Annotated in this window: 20 protein-coding genes; 10 read left to right on the top strand and 10 right to left on the bottom strand. The window is 70.2% G+C overall.

Annotated elements, in window-relative coordinates; all coding sequences use genetic code 11:
* Positions 1–73 precede the first annotated feature (73 nt).
* The 9 genes from OG594_RS39165 (at position 74) to OG594_RS39205 (ending at position 9,264) form a co-directional block, all read left to right on the top strand.
* Positions 74–940, top strand: a complete 867-nt coding sequence (locus OG594_RS39165; protein WP_266607153.1) for a potassium channel family protein — start codon at positions 74–76, stop codon at positions 938–940.
* A gap of 328 nt (positions 941–1,268) precedes the next feature.
* Positions 1,269–1,805: a hydrogenase maturation protease gene (locus OG594_RS39170; RefSeq protein ID WP_266607154.1), complete on the top strand. Its 537-nt coding sequence runs from the start codon at positions 1,269–1,271 to the stop codon at positions 1,803–1,805.
* A gap of 42 nt (positions 1,806–1,847) precedes the next feature.
* Positions 1,848–3,014, top strand: a complete 1,167-nt coding sequence (locus OG594_RS39175) for a 4Fe-4S dicluster domain-containing protein (RefSeq protein WP_266607155.1) — start codon at positions 1,848–1,850, stop codon at positions 3,012–3,014.
* Entirely contained in the window at positions 3,011–3,487 is a 477-nt protein-coding gene (locus OG594_RS39180; RefSeq protein ID WP_266607156.1) for a cyclic nucleotide-binding domain-containing protein, read from the top strand. Before OG594_RS39175 ends, OG594_RS39180 begins: the two co-directional genes overlap by 4 nt.
* On the top strand, positions 3,484–4,290 hold the full coding sequence (locus OG594_RS39185; RefSeq protein WP_266607157.1) for an FAD/NAD(P)-binding protein: 807 nt from the start codon (positions 3,484–3,486) through the stop codon (positions 4,288–4,290). The genes OG594_RS39180 and OG594_RS39185 overlap by 4 nt, the downstream gene beginning before the upstream one ends.
* A 1-nt stretch (position 4,291) precedes the next feature.
* The gene (locus OG594_RS39190; protein ID WP_266607158.1) at positions 4,292–5,110 is read left to right on the top strand and encodes an oxidoreductase; all 819 of its coding nucleotides are present in this window, start codon (positions 4,292–4,294) and stop codon (positions 5,108–5,110) included.
* On the top strand, positions 5,107–6,471 hold the full coding sequence (locus tag OG594_RS39195) for a Ni/Fe hydrogenase subunit alpha (protein WP_266607159.1): 1,365 nt from the start codon (positions 5,107–5,109) through the stop codon (positions 6,469–6,471). The genes OG594_RS39190 and OG594_RS39195 overlap by 4 nt, the downstream gene beginning before the upstream one ends.
* A 338-nt stretch (positions 6,472–6,809) precedes the next feature.
* Positions 6,810–7,685: a universal stress protein gene (locus OG594_RS39200; RefSeq protein ID WP_266607160.1), complete on the top strand. Its 876-nt coding sequence runs from the start codon at positions 6,810–6,812 to the stop codon at positions 7,683–7,685.
* A gap of 103 nt (positions 7,686–7,788) precedes the next feature.
* Complete coding sequence (locus tag OG594_RS39205; protein ID WP_266608794.1) at positions 7,789–9,264, top strand: bifunctional aminoglycoside phosphotransferase/ATP-binding protein; 1,476 nt, start codon at positions 7,789–7,791, stop codon at positions 9,262–9,264.
* A 69-nt stretch (positions 9,265–9,333) separates the two neighbouring features.
* Here the strand turns inward: OG594_RS39205 and OG594_RS39210 are convergent, their stop codons facing one another.
* Together OG594_RS39210 and OG594_RS39215 are read right to left on the bottom strand one after the other, a co-directional pair.
* The gene (locus OG594_RS39210; RefSeq protein WP_266607161.1) at positions 9,334–10,323 is read right to left on the bottom strand and encodes a nitroreductase family protein; all 990 of its coding nucleotides are present in this window, start codon (positions 10,321–10,323) and stop codon (positions 9,334–9,336) included.
* A gap of 27 nt (positions 10,324–10,350) precedes the next feature.
* On the bottom strand, positions 10,351–11,226 hold the full coding sequence (locus tag OG594_RS39215) for a universal stress protein (RefSeq protein WP_266607162.1): 876 nt from the start codon (positions 11,224–11,226) through the stop codon (positions 10,351–10,353).
* Positions 11,227–11,560: 334 nt separating this feature from the next.
* On the opposite strand from OG594_RS39215, the gene OG594_RS39220 reads away from it, so the two are divergent.
* Positions 11,561–11,980 (top strand): CBS domain-containing protein, encoded by a 420-nt coding sequence (locus OG594_RS39220; protein ID WP_033223198.1) that lies wholly within the window; start codon positions 11,561–11,563, stop codon positions 11,978–11,980.
* A 24-nt stretch (positions 11,981–12,004) separates the two neighbouring features.
* Here OG594_RS39220 and OG594_RS39225 read toward each other — a convergent pair whose 3' ends face one another.
* The 8 genes from OG594_RS39225 to OG594_RS39260 all read right to left on the bottom strand — a co-directional run bounded on the left by OG594_RS39225 (position 12,005) and on the right by OG594_RS39260 (position 18,372).
* On the bottom strand, positions 12,005–12,880 hold the full coding sequence (locus OG594_RS39225) for a universal stress protein (RefSeq protein WP_266607163.1): 876 nt from the start codon (positions 12,878–12,880) through the stop codon (positions 12,005–12,007).
* A gap of 72 nt (positions 12,881–12,952) precedes the next feature.
* The gene (locus OG594_RS39230) at positions 12,953–13,609 is read right to left on the bottom strand and encodes a CBS domain-containing protein (RefSeq protein ID WP_266607164.1); all 657 of its coding nucleotides are present in this window, start codon (positions 13,607–13,609) and stop codon (positions 12,953–12,955) included.
* Positions 13,610–13,618: 9 nt separating this feature from the next.
* Entirely contained in the window at positions 13,619–14,245 is a 627-nt protein-coding gene (locus tag OG594_RS39235; RefSeq protein WP_266607165.1) for a CBS domain-containing protein, read from the bottom strand.
* Between the two features lie 12 nt (positions 14,246–14,257).
* Positions 14,258–14,863, bottom strand: a complete 606-nt coding sequence (locus OG594_RS39240) for a CBS domain-containing protein (RefSeq protein WP_266607166.1) — start codon at positions 14,861–14,863, stop codon at positions 14,258–14,260.
* Between the two features lie 241 nt (positions 14,864–15,104).
* Positions 15,105–15,791, bottom strand: coding sequence for a CBS domain-containing protein (locus tag OG594_RS39245; protein ID WP_266607167.1), 687 nt, complete (start codon positions 15,789–15,791; stop codon positions 15,105–15,107).
* 28 nt (positions 15,792–15,819) lie between these two features.
* Positions 15,820–16,689: a universal stress protein gene (locus OG594_RS39250; RefSeq protein WP_266607168.1), complete on the bottom strand. Its 870-nt coding sequence runs from the start codon at positions 16,687–16,689 to the stop codon at positions 15,820–15,822.
* Positions 16,690–16,798: 109 nt separating this feature from the next.
* A complete protein-coding gene (locus OG594_RS39255; RefSeq protein WP_266607169.1) occupies positions 16,799–17,050 on the bottom strand; it encodes an acyl carrier protein in 252 nt (83 codons plus the stop codon).
* The gene (locus tag OG594_RS39260) at positions 17,047–18,372 is read right to left on the bottom strand and encodes a 2-oxo acid dehydrogenase subunit E2 (protein WP_266607170.1); all 1,326 of its coding nucleotides are present in this window, start codon (positions 18,370–18,372) and stop codon (positions 17,047–17,049) included. The genes OG594_RS39255 and OG594_RS39260 overlap by 4 nt, the downstream gene beginning before the upstream one ends.
* Position 18,373 lies beyond the last annotated feature (1 nt).

The following is an 18,373-nucleotide window of genomic DNA, read 5'->3' on the forward strand; positions in this document are numbered from 1 at the left end:
GACGGCGTGGGCTGCGATCAGCGGCTACGGAGGTGCGCGAACCTGGGCGAAACGGGTGGAAAAGGGGTGTCGGATGGATTGGCTGGTGACGGTCACGGGCGCGGCCCTGGTCCTGCTGATTCTGCGGGACGTGTTCCACACGCTGTGGCACCCGACGCGTCACGGAGGGCTGAGCCGCCTGGTCATGACCACACTGTGGCGGCTGTCGTCCGTCCTGGGCACCCGTCGCACGGCAGCCGGCCTGGCCGGCCCGCTCGCCATGGTGTCCGTCGTCGCCCTGTGGGCCCTGACCGTGGCGGCGGGCTGGGCGCTGATCTACTGGCCTCACATGCCCGAGGCGTTCGTGTACGCGGGAGGGTTGCACCCCGACGATCATGCGAGCCTGCTGGACGCGACCTACGTCTCGCTGGTCACGCTTTCCACGCTCGGCCTCGGTGACGTCGCACCCGCCGAGGGGTGGCTGCGCCTCCTCGCACCCCTGGAGGCGCTGGTCGGGTTCGCCCTTCTGACCGCGACGGTCTCCTGGATCCTCGGCATCTATCCCGCGTTGGCGCGCCGCAGGGCGCTGGCACTGCGGCTCTCCCACCTCTCCCGTACCCATCCCTCGAAGGAACAGATCGACTCCCCGGCCGGGGCGGCCATGCTGGACAGCCTGGCCACGGCGCTGTCCGTCGCAGCGGTCGATTTCCTCCAGTACGCGGAGTCCTACTACTTCCACGACGGCGACGACCGGACCTCCCTCGCCCGACAGATCGACTACGCCGTCGACATCGCCGATGAGGCTTCGGAAGCCGGACACCGGGATGTCCGGCTCGCCTCCGCGGTGTTGCGTTCCGCCCTGGAAGACCTTGCGAGCATCCTGGACGAGCGCTTCCTGCACACCCAGGGATCACCCAGGCAAGCTCTCGACGCGTTCGCACACGACCACGGGCACCGGTGACCACGCCCTGCCCTGAGTCTCCCGGCGTGGACGACGACCTCGACCGTCGGGCCTTGGTCGACGACAGGGAGGCGCTTGAGACGGGACAGACCTGCCGGCCAGGCCGCCTCCGCCATGGTCGCGCCTGGTCGCACGATGATGGCCAGAGCGGTCATGAGCAGCTCCGCCGTCTCCTTTCGGGCCTCGTCGCTCAGCGGTACTTCGCGGTACCGGGCGAGGACCCCGGGCAGGGGGCTGCGCCGTGCGCCGTTTGCCCCATCGCGCAGGACCCCGCCCCGTGAGTAGGGCAGGCTGTGCCGGGAGACGCCCGAAGAGGAAGCGGGTACCTATGAAGCCGCCCGCCGGTACGGCGGTCATCGGGATCGGCAACGAGTTCCGGCGCGATGACGGGGTGGGGTGGGCCGCCATCGCGTTGTTGTGTGAACGGGAAGCACGGCGACCTCTCCCCTCCGGTACTGAGCTCGCCCGGAGCGACGGAGACCCCGGCCGCCTGATGACCCTCTGGGAGGACAAGGCCCTCACGCTCGTCATCGACGCCTGCTTCCCACCTGCGGCGCAGCCCGGGCGGACACACCGGTGGTGTGTGGCCCCGGGCGAGGTGCCGCACCCGGCTGCCGCAGGCAGGCAGAGCACCCACGGGCTGGGGCTCGCCGAGGCCTTGTGCCTAGCCGACAGTCTCGGGCGCGGTCCCGGCCGCCTCATCGTGTATGCGGTCGAGGGAGCGGACCGCTCGCTGGGCATGGGGCTCACCCCGGCGGTGGCGGCCGCTCTGCCGCATCTGGCCCGGCGCATCGAGGAAGACGTCCGGCAGCACAGCCGGGGAACTCGCCGGACCAGCCTCGGACCCGGGAGCCCGCTGGCCTGACATGCTGTCAGATCCAGGCGCGTGGAGACCGAGAGGCGAACCATGACCGATGCTTCGGATGCCGGAGCCACCCTTGACCAGGACGAGGCGGTTCTCGACCGCGACGGTCTGGCCGCGCTCGTGCGTGTCCTGAAGGCGCGCGGCCGCACGGTGATCGGTCCGACCGTGCGCGACGGCGCGATCGTCCTCGACGAGCTGGACTCCGCCGATGCGCTTCCCTACGGGTGGGGGGTCGAGCTGGAGGCGGGGCGGTACCGGCTCCGCCGCCGCGAGGACGGGGCCGTGTTCGCGCACAGCGCGGGACCCCAGTCGTGGAAGTCGTTCCTCCATCCGGAGCGCGTCCGCCAGTGGTCCACGGACCGCGGCCCGGACGGTGCGCCGGTCGTCCGTGAGGAGAAACAGGAGAGCATTTCATACGCGTTCCTCGGCGTGCGGCCCTGCGATCTGCGTGCCATTCAGATCCTGGACCGGGTGATGAGCGGGGGCAGGTACCGGGATCCCGCCTACCTCTCCCGGCGGACGGGCGCCTTCCTGATCGCGGCCGAGTGCACCGAGCCGGGTGCCACCTGCTTCTGCGTCTCGATGGGGAGCGGGCCGGCCGCCGACGCTGGGTACGACCTCGCCCTCACCGAGGTCGTGGACGATGCCGGCCACCGCTTCCTGTGCCGGAGCGGGAGCGAGGAGGGAGCCGCGGTCCTCGCGGAACTGCCGGGGCGGAGCCCCGATGGCTCCACCCGAGCGGCTGCGACCCAGGCCGTGAGCGCCGCCGCCGAACGCATGGGCCGCTCCATGCCGCCGGTGGACCTGCGCACGCTGATGCGGGACAACCTGGAAGCGGAGCGCTGGGACGACGTCACCGCCCGGTGCCTCAGCTGCGGCAACTGCACCATGGTCTGCCCCACCTGCTTCTGCACCACCACGGAGGACGTCACCGACCTGACCGGCGATCACGCCGAGCGCTGGCGCCTCTGGGACTCCTGCTACGACCTGGACTTCTCGCTGCTCCACGGCGGCCCGGTCCGGTCCAGCCCGCGCAGCCGCTACCGCCAGTGGCTCACTCACAAGCTGGGTACCTGGCACGACCAGTTCGACAGTTCCGGCTGTGTCGGCTGCGGCCGGTGCATCGTCTGGTGTCCCACGGGCATCGACCTCACCGAGGAAGCCCACGCCCTGCACCAAGAGGCCACGCAGCGGGAGAGCACGCCGTGACCTCGCATCCGGTTGGGTCTCCCGGCGAGGGGGTGTTCACCGCTCTGACTGCGGAGCACCGCGGGAAGCTGATGGCCCTCGCCCGGGACGTCGCCCTTCCGGGCGGTACGCGGATTTTTGAGGAGGGGGAGAAGGCCGACCGTTTCTGGGTCATCCGCTCGGGCACGGTCGCGCTCGATGTCCACATGCCCGGCCGGGGTCGCGTGGTCGTCGAGACCATTGGTGCGGGCAGCCTGCTCGGCTGGTCATGGCTGTGCCCGCCGCGGCAGTGGCACCTCGCGGCCGAGACCCGGGACCCCGTCCGTGCCTGGGAATTCTATGCCGCGGCCGTCCAGGACCTGTGCGCCGAGGACACGGCGCTGGGCCTGTCGCTGGTCACCGTCGTCGCCGAGACCATCGGCGACCGGCTTCGAGCCACCCGCACCCGGCTGCTCGACCTGTACGGACCGCAGGGGAGCGGGCCGGTGCCATGACGCTCACTCCCCTTTCCTACCGCGTGGTGGACCGCCGCGACGAGACGCACGACACGGTCACGCTCGTACTGGAGCCTGCCGCGAATGCTGTGGAGCCCTTCGCACCCGGCCAGTTCGCGATGCTGTACGCGTTCGGTGTCGGCGAGATCCCGGTGTCCGTGTCCCGGCTCGCGGACGGGCACCGGCTGACGCACACGGTCCGCGCCGTCGGGGCCGTCTCCCGCGCATTGTGCGGCCTGCGGATCGGCGGGTGGGTCGGCGTGCGCGGCCCCTTCGGCACTGCCTGGGACACGGCTGCCGCCCTCGGCAACGACCTGCTCGTCATCGCCGGCGGCATCGGGCTCGCTCCGCTGCGTCCCCTCGTCGACGCCGTGATGGCCGAGCCCCAGGCGTTCGGGCGTCTGAACGTCCTCGCGGGCGCCCGGACCCCCGCCGATCTGCTGTACGGGGATGAGTTCCCCGCCTGGGGAAAACCGTTCGGTGCCGTCACGGTCGACCGGCCTTCCGGCGGCTGGACCGGCCGGGTCGGCGTCGTCACCACGCTGCTTCGCGAGGCCCGGTTCACACCTTCGGACACGGTCGCCTTCGTCTGCGGTCCCGAGGTGATGATGCGCGCGACCGCACGCGCGCTGATCCACCAAGGGGTACGTCCCGACCGCGTCCGGGTCTCCCTCGAACGCAACATGCGCTGTGCCACCGGCCACTGCGGACACTGCCAGCTCGGGCCCCTGCTGCTCTGCCGCGACGGCCCGGTCGTCGGCTACGACCAGGCCGAGCCCCTGCTCACCGTCCGGGAACTGTGAGATGAGCACCCCCACCCCACCCCAGCCCCCTGCCCGCCCCCGCCTCGGCGTGTTCAAGTTCGCCTCCTGTGACGGCTGCCAGCTCACCCTCCTCGACTGCGAGGACGAACTGCTCGGCATCGCCGCCGAACTGGAGATCGCCCATTTCCTGGAGGCGTCCAGCGAAGCCGCGCCCGGACCGTACGACCTCGTCCTCGTCGAAGGGTCGGTCAGCACACCTGAGCACGTCGAGCGCATCCGGCGCATCCGCGCCGAAGCCCGCCACCTCGTCACCATCGGGGCCTGCGCCACGGCCGGCGGCGTGCAGGCGCTGCGCAACTACGCAGATGTCGAGGGGTACCTGGCGACCGTCTACGCCCGCCCCGACTACATCGAGACCCTCGCGACCTCCACGCCGATCTCGACCCACGTACCCGTCGACTTCGAACTGCGCGGCTGTCCCATCGACCGCGGTCAGCTCGTGGAGGTCATCACCGCGTTCCTCGCCGGACGCAAGCCCGCCATCCCGAACCACAGCGTCTGCTTCGCCTGCAAACGGCGCGGCAACGTCTGCGTCACCGTCGCTCACGGCACACCCTGCCTCGGCCCCGTCACCCACGCGGGCTGCGGGGCCCTGTGCCCGACCTACGGGCGCGGCTGCTACGGCTGCTTCGGGCCGGCCGGAACCACGAACCTTCCCGCGCTGGTCCCGCTCATGCAGCGCGACGGAATGAGCGAGGACGACATCGGCAGGTTCCTGCACACCTTCAACGTAACCGCCTTCACCACCGTGGAGGAGCAAGGACAGCCCGGCGTGACCGACGCTGAAGGACCGGGATGAGCGATCCCACGCCCCGATACCAGGAGCTGCGCATCCCCTCACTCGCCCGTGTCGAGGGGGAGACCGCGCTGCACCTGAGGATCCACGACGGCACGGTCACCGAAGCGCGGCTCAAGATCTACGAGCCACCTCGGTTCTTCGAAGCCTTCCTCCGGGGCAGAGCCCACACCGAGCCACCCGACCTCACCTCCCGCATCTGCGGGATCTGCCCCGTCGCCTACCAGATGAGTGCCTGCCGTGCCATCGAGGACGCGTGCGGTGTTGTCGTCGACGGACAACTGGCCGCCCTGCGCCGCCTGCTGTACTGCGGCGAATGGATCGAGAGCCAGACGTTGCACATCCACATGCTGCACGCACCGGACTTCCTCGGCGAAGACGACGTGATCGGTCTCTCCCGCTCCCATCCGGAGCACGTCAAGCGTGGACTGTGCCTGAAGCAGACCGGTAACGCCGTGGTCGAACTGCTCGGAGGCCGGGCCATCCACCCCGTCAACGTCCGGGTCGGAGGCTTCCACCGCGCTCCGACCCGCGCCGAACTCCGCCCCCTGGAAGAACGGCTGCGCACCGCCCTCGACGACGCCTGGGACACGGTGCGCTGGGTCGCCGGCTTCGAATTCCCGGACGCCGAGTGCGACGCCGACCTGTTCGCCCTCGCCGAGACCGGCACCTACGCCATCGAGTCCGGAATCCCCACCGTGCTCCCGTACGACGCGACCCTCCCGCCGTACAGCTTTCCCCTGCGCGACTTCACCGAGCACGTGGCCGAGGAGCAGGTCTCGCACTCCACCGCCCTCCACTCCCGGCTGGACGGCCGAAGGCACCTCACCGGCTCCCTCGCCCGCTGGGCGGTCAGCGGCCACCTGCTGTCCCCGCTGGCTCTGGAAGCGGCACGGGAAGCCGGGCTGGGCGACCCCCCGTCGCGCGCGGGTGCCGGGCGGGGAGAGGTCTGCCGGAACCCGTACCGAAGCATCCTCGTCCGGGCGGTGGAAGTCCTGTACGCGGTGGAGGAGGCCCTGAGGATCATCACGGAGTACGAACGTCCGGCCCGCCCGTGCGTGGAGGTGCCGGCCCGGGCCGGCACCGGCCACGGTGCCACGGAGGCGCCACGCGGCCTGCTCTACCACCGCTACGCGTTCGACGACGGGGGGCGTGTCACGGACGCCCGCATCGTTCCGCCGACCGCCCAGAACCAGGGCGCCATCGAGGAGGACCTGCGCCGGCTGGTCCAAGCCGGGCTCGATCGGGGTGAGGGCTCCGAGGCCGAGCTCACCCGGCTGTGCGAGCGGGCCGTCCGCAACCACGACCCGTGCATCTCGTGTTCGGCCCACTTCCTGGAACTGGACATCGAGCGCACCCACTGATCCCGCCCAGGCGTGACCGGCTGTCCGGGCGAGGTCGCGGCCCGGGCTTGCGGCCGGTCCGCAGGTGTCGTTACGTCGGATGGCGGCGTCGGAGCCGACCGGCAGCCGCAGCCGCAGCCGCATGCAGGCTCGCCACTGCCTTCTGCGCGCTGTCGGGAGGCTTCAGGTGCTCCTCGGATGACATACGGCCGTGTCCTCGGCGCGTTGGCACAGGTGCTTCATCGAGTACCGCTTACGGTCACTGCACGGCTACCGGCGCGAGCGCGGGGACGACAGGGCTCCGGCCGGCCGGACACCTCACCGCCTTCCAGTCACCTACCAGACGGAGCACAGCCGGCATGGAGCCAGTCGTCACTGTGGGCCTCGACGGCTCACCCGAGAGCCTCGCCGCTGCCCGTTGGGCCGCTGACGAAGCCGACCGCCGCAAACTCACGCTGCGCCTGCTGCACGCGTGGCCCCTGCTGGCGCCGGAACCGACCCACCTCCCCTCCGAGATGGATCAGAACTACTGGGCGAAGCGGATCGTGCACAACGCGAAGGCGGAGCTCCAAGCGCGCCACCCTGGCCTGACCATCGTCGGCAACCTGGTCGCCGAGGATGCTCAGGAGGCGCTGCTGAAAGCGGCAGCGGAGTCAGAGATGACCGTGCTCGGTTCGCGGGGGCTTGAGCCCGTCGAGAGTTATTTCCTGGGCGACATCAGCATGCCCGTCGTCGCACGGGCCGAGCGGCCGGTGGTCCTGGTGCGCGCCGGGACGCGCGAAGAGGGTCCGCCGTCCGCTCCAGGTGCCTCAGGCGGCGTAGTGGTGGCATTGAAACTGCGCGGTCCGTGCGACGACCTGCTCGCGTTCTCCTTCGCCGCCGCCGCGGCACGGGGCGTTCCCCTGCAAGCCGTCCACGGCCGAAGCATGCCCCTCCACGCTCACGCTCCCTGGGGCGTGGACCACGACGTGACCGAGAAGATCAGGCAGGACGCGCAGAAGCTCCTGAGCGACGCTCTCCGCCCCTGGCGCGAGAAGTTTCCGAGCGTGGAGGTAACTCCCGGTATCGGTCTTGAAAGCCCTACCAAGGTCGTGGTCCGGACTGCCAAGGGCGCAGGGCTCCTGGTCGTCGGCCGACGCAGGCATCGTCCCGCCCTGGCGCCCCCACTGGGGTCCGTGGCCACCGCCGCGATCCATCACGCGCGCTGCCCCGTCGCCGTCATTCCCCATGACTGAGCCGAGCCACAGCGAGGAGCCGTCGGTGCCTGCGCACCGCACCGACGCGTCCGCGCTCCGAACCGGCACCGGCCTCGATGTTCCGTCGCTCCCGCGCGCTGAGGTGTGCGAGACGCACACCGCGGTCCTGTTCTTCGTCGGCGACCGCGCCTACAAGCTGAAGAAGCCGGTCGACCTGGGGTTCCTCGACTACACGACCACGGCGGCCCGGCGGATCGTCTGCGAACGGGAAATCGCCCTCAACCGTCGCTTCGCCCCTGATGTCTACCTGGGCCTGGGTGAGTTCCGCGGACCGGACGCCGACGCGCCCGAGCCGCTCGTGGTGATGCGCCGCATGCCGGCGGAACGCCGCCTGTCCCTGCTCGTGAGTCAAGGCGCCGACGTCGACGACGCCCTGCGGTCCGTCGCACGCCTCCTCGCCTCCCGCCACGCGGACGCGCCCCGCGGCCCGGACATCGACGAGCAGGGCAGGCGGGACGCGCTGTCCGCACGCTGGGAAGCGAGCTTCACGCAGGTCAGGCAACTGACCGAAGACGGTCGGCTGCTCGACGGGGTGGAGGAGATCGAGCGCTTGGTGCGTCGCTATCTCGCAGGCCGCGAGACACTGTTCGACGCCCGTATCGAGCAGGGGCGGGTGGTCGACGGCCACGGCGACCTGCTCGCCCAGGACATCTTCTGCCTCGACGACGGCCCCCGCGTCCTGGACTGCCTGGAATTCGACGACCGCCTCCGCTACGTCGACGGACTCGACGACGCGGCCTTCCTCGCCATGGACCTGGAGCAGACGGGTGCCCCGGAGGCCGCGGCGTTCTTCCTCGCCCAGTACGGCGAGTACTCCGGCGACCCCGCACCGCCGTCCCTGTGGCACCACTACGTCGCCTACCGCGCGTTCGTCCGGGCCAAGGTGTCCCTGATCCAGGCAGCTCAAGGCGCTCGCGGCGCGGAGGCGGCCGCGCGGCGCCTGGTCACCACGACGCTGCGGCATCTGCGCACCTCCACCGTCGGCCTGACCCTCGTCGGCGGCCTGCCGGGCAGCGGGAAGTCCACGCTCTCCGGCGCACTGGCCGATCGTCTGGGCGTCACGCTGCTCAGCAGCGACCGCCTGCGTAAAGAGCTGGCAGGCATCCCGGCGGAGGAATCCGCGGCAGCCGGGTACGGCGAGGGGCTGTACACGCCCGAGTGGACCGCGAGGACGTACGCGGCCCTGCTCGACCGGGCGTCCACCCTGCTGTCCCGTGGCGAGTCAGTCGTCCTCGACGCCACCTGGTCCGATGCCGGACAACGCGAGGCTGCCCTGCGCATGGCCGAACGCACCAGTGCCGACCTGGTGGCCTTGCACTGCCAGGTTCCGGGCGAGGTGTCGGCCGCACGCCTGACCACCCGCGCCCCCGGAGCATCCGACGCCACCCCTGAGGTGGCCGAGGCCATGGCAGCCGCGGAGCCTCCGTGGGAGGAGGCCGTCCCCATCGACACCGGCGGCCTTCTGGAGGCGGCGGTCATCCAGGCGCTGGCGGCCGTGCGCCCGTACGGCTCCGGCCAGGCCCCGGTCTTCCGCCGCCCTTACATGGAGCCGGATTGAGGAGGCGACGCCGCGTCCAGAGGCGCGCTCGCCGCAACGAACCTCCTGTCGACAGCTTGATCTCCGGTTTCATCGGATGTCCAGTACCTCGGCCACGGGGCGCCGGGGCGTCGCGGGACCTTGCGGTCCGTAGCCCAGCCGGATCACCATTTGGACGTGGGTCATCGCCGAGCCCGGATCGCGCACCGTCCAGCGGAGCGCGGGCCATTCGAGCGGCTGCGAGGTCATGGACGTGACCAGTCCGTCGGCGGTGGCCTGAAGGAGAATCCGCTGCAGGGCCTGTCCTGCTCGCAGCCAGTCCTCGGGCCTGTCACCCGAAGTACCCAGCAGCACGATGTGCGGGTTCTGTTCGAAGGCAGCCCACCCGCGCCCCGGAACGCGTCGGGAGCGACCGAAGTCGCGGACGACCCCACCTCGACCCGAGTGTTTCGGACCGAAGGCGTCCACGGGAATCCCGTCGGGCCGGGTCTGGCCTTCCGGCGTGCCTGCATGTGTCCATGCCAGCGTCTCCGCCGTCATCGCGGGATCCATCTCCTCGCGATGCTCTGAGTCGTGTACCAGGCCCAGCACGGTGTCGGTGTGCCAGGCGTCCGGTACGGCCAGGCGGCACCCTTCGAGAAGAGCGGCGGCGCGCAGACCGTCCAACAGCGCTGGAGGGATCTCCTCCTCCGCGAAAGGAAATCGGCTGGTGTGACGTCGCCGTACGGCTGGGTGGAGGGTTCCGAGATCCCTGTCCGTGGGCCCGGGTTCCCGGAGGTCGGCAGCGGCCAGCAGCCACGGATCGTCCGGGTCGGGCAGCAACCGTACGTCTGTGCCCCAGCCTGCCGAGGCTGCGGACACCCGTAGGTTGAACAGGGCGGCGGCGCAGCCCAAGTGGAGGGCGCGGTGGTCCGGGTCGGCACGGGGCATGGCACGGTCCGGGTCGCCGAACAGCTCGATGAGCCCGGAGGCCGGTCGGTAGAGGAACTTCCACGGCTGGGCGTTGTGCATGGACGGAGCCGTGACGGCATCCTCGATGAGCGGAACAATCTCTGCCGGGTTCGGAAGCGGTGCGGTCATGAGACTTTCCTGCCTGTGCGGTGGGCCTCACTCGTGTGCGATGACGGCGACCGGCGAGACCGCGTGGTGCATCACGGCGTGTGTGATGGGGCCGATGTGAGTGCCGAATGCGGAGTGGCGGATACGGCGTCCGACGACGACGAGGGCGGCAGTGGAGGCCGCGTCGAGGATCTGAATCGCCGGCTGGCCGATGGTGGCTCGGGAGTCGACCTGCAGCGAAGGGTACTTCTCGTGCCAGGGGCTGATCATCTCGTCCATCGCGGTGGTGATGCCGTTGGCCATTTCCTGCTGGACCCCCGGGTCGAGAGCCGGTGCGTAGCCGAGGATGGGCGGTGGCGACCAGCCGTGGATGATCACGAGCGGGCAGTGGCGGTGGGACGCCTCCTCGAAGGCGAAGGCGAGCAGCTTGTCACAGGGCTGGTGGATGTCCACGCCGACCACGATGGGCCCAGTGTCGCGGGCACCGTCCGGCGGATTGCCGGCGCGGTCCACTGACCGGACCAGTACGACGGGGTGCGCGGCCTCGGCGACGGTGGCGAAGCCGGTGGATCCGACGAGGAACCCGGCGACGCTGCCGAGCGCGCGCGAGCCGAGTACAAGCATGTCGGAATGCTCGGCGGCGTGCGTGAGCGCCAGGGAAGGCAGCCCGCTCACTCGGCGGGTGTCGACCTTCAACGACGGATGCACGCGGCGCACGTCTTCGGCGGTGTCGCGGAGGACGGCCTCGGCCCACCGCCGACGGTCCTCGGTGGTCGTGACGGGAAGGGGAGGATTCTCCAGCCATTCCTCGGCGTGGACCAGGTCCAGGGAGGTACCGCGGAGCTCGGCTTCATGGGCTGCCCAGCGGGCCGCCGCTGTACTTTCCGGGGACCCGTCGAGGCCGACGGTCACTCGGTTCGCCATAGTCTCCATCTCCTTCTTCATGTGGTGGCGCTCCTCCCGCTCACTCAAGCCTGACGGCCCGACGGCCTCCTGTTGAGGGGCCGGTCGGCCCCTCGTGGGACCGGCCGGCCCTGTCCGCGGTGCGGTGGACGAGAGGTCTGGGTCCTTGATCAAGCAGTGCGGTCACGTCAGGCGGTGTGCCGGCCTGCCCGGCGTCCGGCAAGGGCTCAGAAGGCCTTGGGACGCTGCATACGGCGCAGAGAAGCCACGCCCCCATGATCTCGCGTCGACGAGCGCGGCGCTGGGCCCGAGCCCAGACTGGAGACGACAGGGATACGCGCGTGAGGAGGCGGCCATGACCACCGCACGGGACATCATGCACAGCGGTGCCACCTGCGTACAGGAGACCGAGACGCTCATGGACGCGGCCCGGCGGATGAGCGAACTGGACGTCGGCGCCCTGCCGATCTGCGGGCCCGACGACCGTCTGCACGGCATCATCACCGACCGTGACATCGTGCTGAAGTGCCTGGCCAAGGGCAAGGACCCGCACCACATGACAGCCGGGCAGCTCGCGCAGGGCAAGCCGATCACGGTCGACGCGGGCGCTGACACGAGCCAAGTGCTGCAGACGATGCAGGACCACCGGATCAGGCGTGTCCCGGTGATCGCCGACCACCGCCTCGTCGGGATGATCAGCGAGGCCGATCTCGCCAGACACCTGTCCGAGGAACAGGTGGGTCACTTCGTCGAGACGATCTGCGCGGAGCGGTAGGCCGCAGCGCGTCGTCCTGCGCAGCTAATCGTGCGCGATGACGGCGACGGGCACTTGGGCGTGGTGGAGGACCGCATGGGTGACCGGTCCGATGTGCGCGCCGATCGAGGACCGTCGGATGCGGCGGCCGACGACGATGAGGCCTGCTTCGGAGGACCTCTCGACGAGCTCGTTAGCGGCGTGCCCGGCGCTCGCGCGCGAAATGACGGCGACATCCGGGTACTTGTCCCGCCAGGGCTCCAGGACGTCACTCAGAGAGGCATTCGCGCTCATTTCGAGCTGGGCGTGAACTCTCGGATCGTACGCCGCGCCGTACCCCACGAGCGGAGGCAGCGACCAGCTGTGCAGGGCGTGGAGGGCGCAGGCCCGCCGCGCCGCCTCCTCGAAGGCGAAGGCGAGCAGCGTGTCGCACGGCCGGCTGATGTCAATGCCCACCAGAACCTCGCGGGCTGCGTGCCGGTGGTCGGGGTGCAGCACCGCGTCCTCGCTCGCCCGCACCATGACCACCGGCCGTACCGTCGCCTGGATAACCGCCATACCGACGGAACCGAGGACGAAGCCCGTGACGGTGCCCAGTCCCCGAGAGCCCAGGACGATCATGTCCGCGCCGGCCGCGACGCCGGCGAGCTCGGCGGCCGGCCTGCCGTCGAATGATCGGATACCGACCTCCAATTCGGGGTGGCTCGCGCGCAGTTCGTCGGCGGTCTCATTGAGCAGCGCCTGGGCCCAGTGGCGGCGTACATCGCTCGTCGGCACCGGGCGGTCGCGGGGAGATGACCATTCCTCGGCGTGGACGAGGTGGAGCGGCACGCCGCGCAGGAGGGCCTCTCGCGCCGCCCAGTGGGCGGCCGCGAGGCTTTCCGCGGATCCGTCGAGGCCGACGACGATTCGACCGTTCATGATGGCTTCTCTCGGCAGGGCGTCGGTCAGGGAGTTCGTCTCCGCCCGTGTCGAGGCGGAGCGGCGGCTTCTTCAGGCTGAGTTCGTGTCGTCGATGGCGTATCCGAGATGCTGGGTTACAGAGACCACGCCGTCCACGGTCCGGCAGAGGCGTTCGATGAGCGGGATGAGGCTCCTGAAGTCGACGGTTCCGTGCAGTTCGACCCGGCCGTCGGTGACGGCCACGGTGATGGCCGAAGGGCTCTGACGCACGCCGAGTTCGAGCACGTCACCCATGATCTCGTGACGGATGTCCTCGTCGTCCCGGAGGAAGATCCGCAGCAGGTCCCGTCGGCTGACGATTCCGATCAGTACGTCCGAGTCGTCCACGACCAGGAGCCGCTTGACTCCTTGGGCTTCCATCAACCGGGCGGCTTCGGCGACGGTCCAGTCCGGTCTGGCGCACACGGGGGGCGAGGACATCAGCTCCTCGGCACGCGTACCCGCGGCCTTGTCCTCCTGCCAGGCCTCCCGTTCGGGAAGTGACCGGAAGTAGTCGCTTTGGCCTGCGGACTTCGGCAGCAGGTCCCGCTCCGAGATCACGCCGAGCGGGTGGCCGGAATGGTCGACGACCGGGACGGCCGACACTTTGTGCTCCGTCAGGGTGCGGGCGATCTCCTTGAAGGGGGCGTTGTTGGGGACGGTGACGACCTCGCGGGTCATCAGCTCGCGGACTTCCCGATGCTTCATGCTCTTCTCCTACCGCTCCGCGGCCGGCCCAGCGCCGACCGACACGTCGTCCTGCTCGTAGTCGAGCCGGTTGACCACGTCCACGACGCCGTCGACGCTCTGACACAGGCGCAGCACGATGGGGACCAGGCTGCGTCGGCCGACGGTCCCGCTGAGGGTCACCAGCCCGTCGGTGACCTCGACGGTCAACGACGACGGGCTGAGCCCGAGGGTGCGGGTCAGTACGTCTTCGAGGATTTCCTCCTGGATCGCGTGGTCCCTGCGCAGGAAGAGCTGAAGCAGGTCGCTGCGGCTCAGGATGCCGATCAGTCGGCCGGCGGCGTCCACGACGGGCAGTCTCTTGACCTGGCGCCCCCGCATGACCCGCGCTGCGCGGACGACGCTCCATTCGGTCCGAGCGGTGATGGCGGGGCTGGTCATGAGATCGGCGGCGGTGTTCGCGCCGTTTCCGGTGCTGCGCTCGCGAAGTAGGTCGGCTTCGGAGACGACGCCCACGGGGCGCTCTGCCTCGTCCACCACGGGTACGGCGGAGATGTCGAACTCCTTCAGGAGTCTGGCGATTTCCTTGAACGGGGTGCCGCGCCGGACGCTGACGGCGGTCGGGGTCATCAGGTCGGCGACGCTGCGGTGCCTCATCGTCGGCCTCCTTCACGCGCGGACTTCGGTGTCGAGGCGCACGGCTGTGACGTCCACGACCCCGGGTACGGTGCGAGCGACTCGGACCAGCACGTCTTTGAGGGCCGGGTCCGGGATGGAGCCGTCCAGGTGGACGATGCCGTCGGCCACATGGACCTGCACCATGGCCGAGCCGGCGGGGATGAGCTCGGCCATGATCAGCCGGCGGAGCTCCTCGGCGATGTCTGCGTCGGGGCGGAGGTAGATCTTGAGGAGATCGCCCCGGCTGACCACACCGACGAGGCGGCCGTCGCCGTCGACGACGGGGAGCCGCTTGAGGTGGCCGCGGGCCATCAGGCGGGCGGCGCCGGGGATGGTGGCGTCCTTGGTCACGGTGACCGCCGGTACGGTCATCAGCTGCCCGGCGCTGACTGCGCGGGACTCGTCCGCGCCCTGGGCCTTGAGCAACAGGTCCGCTTCGGACACCACGCCGGCGACCCGTCCTTCCTCCGACAGGACGGGCAGAGCGCTGATCCGCCACTGCCGCATGGCCTCCACGATGTCCTTGAACGGTGTTCTGCGGTCGACGGAGATGACGGCGTGGGTCATCACGTCCTCGACGGTGCGAAGCTGCTTCATGATGCCTCCAGAAGCGGAGTCCTGATACGTCCGAGCGTGGGCACCTGTACCCGTCGGCGGTAGGGCCGTCAGGGGGTCACTTCGGGCTGATCGGCCCTGTTGTTCAGGTATCGGGCGTGCTTTTATGAAATTGACGGAAAGAGTCCCTGAGAGGATGCGGAGAAGCGGCTGGCGGCCGTGCACCGCACGATCGGGATCCGCGAGAAGCGGGCGGGCTCTTTCCGCCCTTTGTCCTGAGGAGTCAATGCGTCGCACGGTGAAGGTCGGCGACCGGAGACAGGTCGTCGACCGCGTAGCCGAGGGCTTGGTCCACGCTGACGACCCCGTCGACCGATCGGCACAGCCTTTCGACAACCGGAATCGTCGACCGCTCCTCGACCCGACCGCTCAAGGAGACGACCCCTTCGCTTACGTCCACCGCAACGCCTCCCGGGGTGATCCTGAGGGTCCGGCCCAGTACGTCGTCGACGATTTCGTCGCGGATGGCGTCATCACGGCGGAGCATGGGCCGCAACAGGTCGGTACGGCTGACGATGCCGACCAGGGTCCCGGTTTCGTCGACCACCGGCAGTCGCTTCACGCCCCGCTCGTGCAGGAAGCGGGCCGTCTCGACGATGCCCCACTCCGGACGGGCGGTCAGGACCGGGGTGGACATCAGATCGCCGGCGGTCCGGGCGCCCATGGAGGCACGGTCCATGGGCGCCGCGGCGCGCATGGGGTCGCGCCCTTCGGTATCGGGCAGCCCGGCCTGCCTGCGAAGCAAGTCGGCTTCGGAGACGATGCCGATCGGATGGTGACGGGTGTCCACGACGGGCAGGGCCGAGACCCCGTTGTCATCGAGGCTCCGGGCGACCGTTTTGAGTGACGCTTCAGGGGCGGCCGTGGCCACGTTCCTGGTCATGACGTCTGCGACAGTGCGGTGAGACATGGTCCGATCTCCCTTGTGAGTAGGTCCGTCAGTCGTGAGCGATGACCGCGACGGGGGCGGCGGCGTGGTGCAGGACCGCGTGGGCCACGGACCCCAGATGCGCCCCCAGAGGCGAGCGGCGCAGATGGCGGCCCACCACGACGAGGTCCGCGTTCGCTGCGGCTTGGACGAGCTGGTCGCCGGCGGGCCCCATGAACGCCTCGTGGGTGACGCTCACGGACGGGAACTTGTGCCGCCACGGCATCAGCATGTCGTCGAGCATCACGGTGACACTCCGGCCGACCTCCCGCTCGTTCTCCGGGTCGAAGAAGGGCGCGTACTGGTACATGGAGGGCAGCTTCCAACCGTGGACCGCACGCAGGGCGCAGCCGCGACGGTCGGCTTCCTCGAAGGCGAAGGTCAAGACCTTGTCCGCTGCCTCGTGGATGTCGATCCCCAGGACGATCTCCCCGTACCGGACGGGCTGGGCCTCCTCGGGCGCGTCCGACACGCGTACGAGTGCCACCGGCGTCTCGGTGGCCACCAGAGTCGACAAGCTCACCGAGCCGATGAGGAATCCGACGAGACCTCCCACCCCGCGGGAGCCGAGTACGAGCAGCCCGGCGTCCATCGCCTCCGCGGCCAGGGCTGCCGCCGGCCTGCCTGAGAGGCATCTCGTCGAGACCTCCAGGCCGGGATGCCGGCGTCGCACGTCCTCCAATGCCTCGGTCAGCGCCTCGTCGGCCCAACGGTCGGCCGCTTCGCGGCCCGGCCTCGGTACCGCAGGGCTGATCAGCCAGTCGACGGCGTGGACGAGCCTCAGCGGCACTTCGCGCAAGGCCGCCTCCCGGGCGCCCCAACGGGCCGCAGCCCGGCTCTCCGGAGAGCCGTCCACGCCGACGGTCACATGGTGCTTCATGGCCAGAACCTCCTTGGGCGGCGCGGGGCCGCGGTCCTCTTCCAGCGTGGCCTGCGGCGCGATGATCGAGGAGGGGCCGAGTGGCCCCATATGGGGCCGATCAGCCCCGCTACTCCACGGAGGCGCGCGAGGCGACGTAGTCCGCGCAGCCGTCCAGGGTGTTCAATGCCGGATAGTCGGACTCGGGCAGGGCGAGCCCGGTGCGCTCGCTCAGTGCCTCGACGAAGTTGAGGAAGTCCAGCGAGTCCATCTCCAGGTTGTCGCGGAAGTTCTCGTCCGGCGCGAGCGCCGTCGCGTCGGCGCCGGGAACCACGTCAGTCAGAACGTCCTTGATCAGTACGAGGGCCTCGTCGCGGTTCACAGTTCCTCCGGTCGTTGGAGCAGGCGGTCGATGGCCGTCAGGAATCGCGCCCCGGTCGCACCGTCGCTCGCGCGGTGGTCGGCGGCGAGCGTGGCCGTCACGGTCGGGTGCACCGTGAGCATCCCGTCCACGGCCACCGGCCGCTCGGTGACACGCCCCAGGCCGACGAGGGCGACCTGAGGCGGGTAGATCACCCCGAAGACGGCCTCGACCCCCTGATCTCCGAGGTTGGTCACCGTCAGTGTCGGATCTGCCGTCTCCGAAGCCCGCAGACGGCCGCTGCGCGCCCGCGAGACCAGACCCTTCAGCGTCGCCATCAGCTCCGGCAGCGGCATGGTGTCGGCGTCCGCCAGCGCCGGTGCGACCAGGCCGCCGCCGCGCAGGGACACCGCGACGCCGAGTCGCACGGCAGGTGAGGGGACGAACGCCTCCTCCTTCCAGTAGCCGTTCAGTTCCGGCACTTGGCGTGCTGCCAGGGCAACCGATTTGAGCAGCAGGGCCGCTGGCACGAGCCGTTCCGCCACGGGCCGGCTCGCATTTCGGTCGCGCATCCACGCCATCGCGACGGCCAGGTCGATCGTCGTCGACAAGTAGTAGTGGGGGATCTCGCGGTTGGCGCGGCTCATCAGAGCCGCGGTCGCCGCGCGCGCCGGATATGCGGGCTCGGCGGTTGCCGAAGACGGGCGCGCGGGTTCGCGGCTTTCGACCGTACGGGACACAGGGCCCGCCGAGGCGGCCCGTACGTCCTCGGCCCGGATCGTGCCGCCCTGCCCGGTTCCCTTCAGGGCACTCAGGTCGATGCCCGACGACCGGGCCAGCCGCCGGGCGAGCGGCGAGGCATTCACCCGGTGCGGCGGCTCAGCCGGTGTGTGCTCCACGTCGGAACGTGTGATCCGACCGCCCTTGCCGGAACCGTGCACGGACGACAGGTCGACGCCCTTCTGCTCGGCCAAGTGCCTCACCAAGGGCGTGGACACGTCGCCCCCGCCCCGGGTCGTGGTGCGGCCGGGAGAGGCTTGCAGGTCGGAGGCCGGGACCGTCGGCCGCTTCGCAGGCGCAGGGGCAGGGGCAGCGGCCGGAGGCTCGGCCCCCGAGTCGATGACGGCCATCCGTGTGCCGACCGGCACGGTGGTCCCCGGTTCGACGAGGAGTGCACCGACCGTTCCCGAGTCGAAGCACTCGACCTCGATCGTCGACTTTGCCGTCTCCACGACGGCGACGACATCGCCCTTTGTGACGGTGTCACCGGGCCCTACCAGCCATTCCACGAGGGTGCCCTCGTCCATGTCCGCGCCGAGGGAGGGCATGGTGAAGTCGGCCATG

It is taken from the genome of Streptomyces sp. NBC_01214 (assembly GCF_026340975.1).
In the GTDB taxonomy this organism is placed as follows: Bacteria; Actinomycetota; Actinomycetes; order Streptomycetales; family Streptomycetaceae; genus Streptomyces.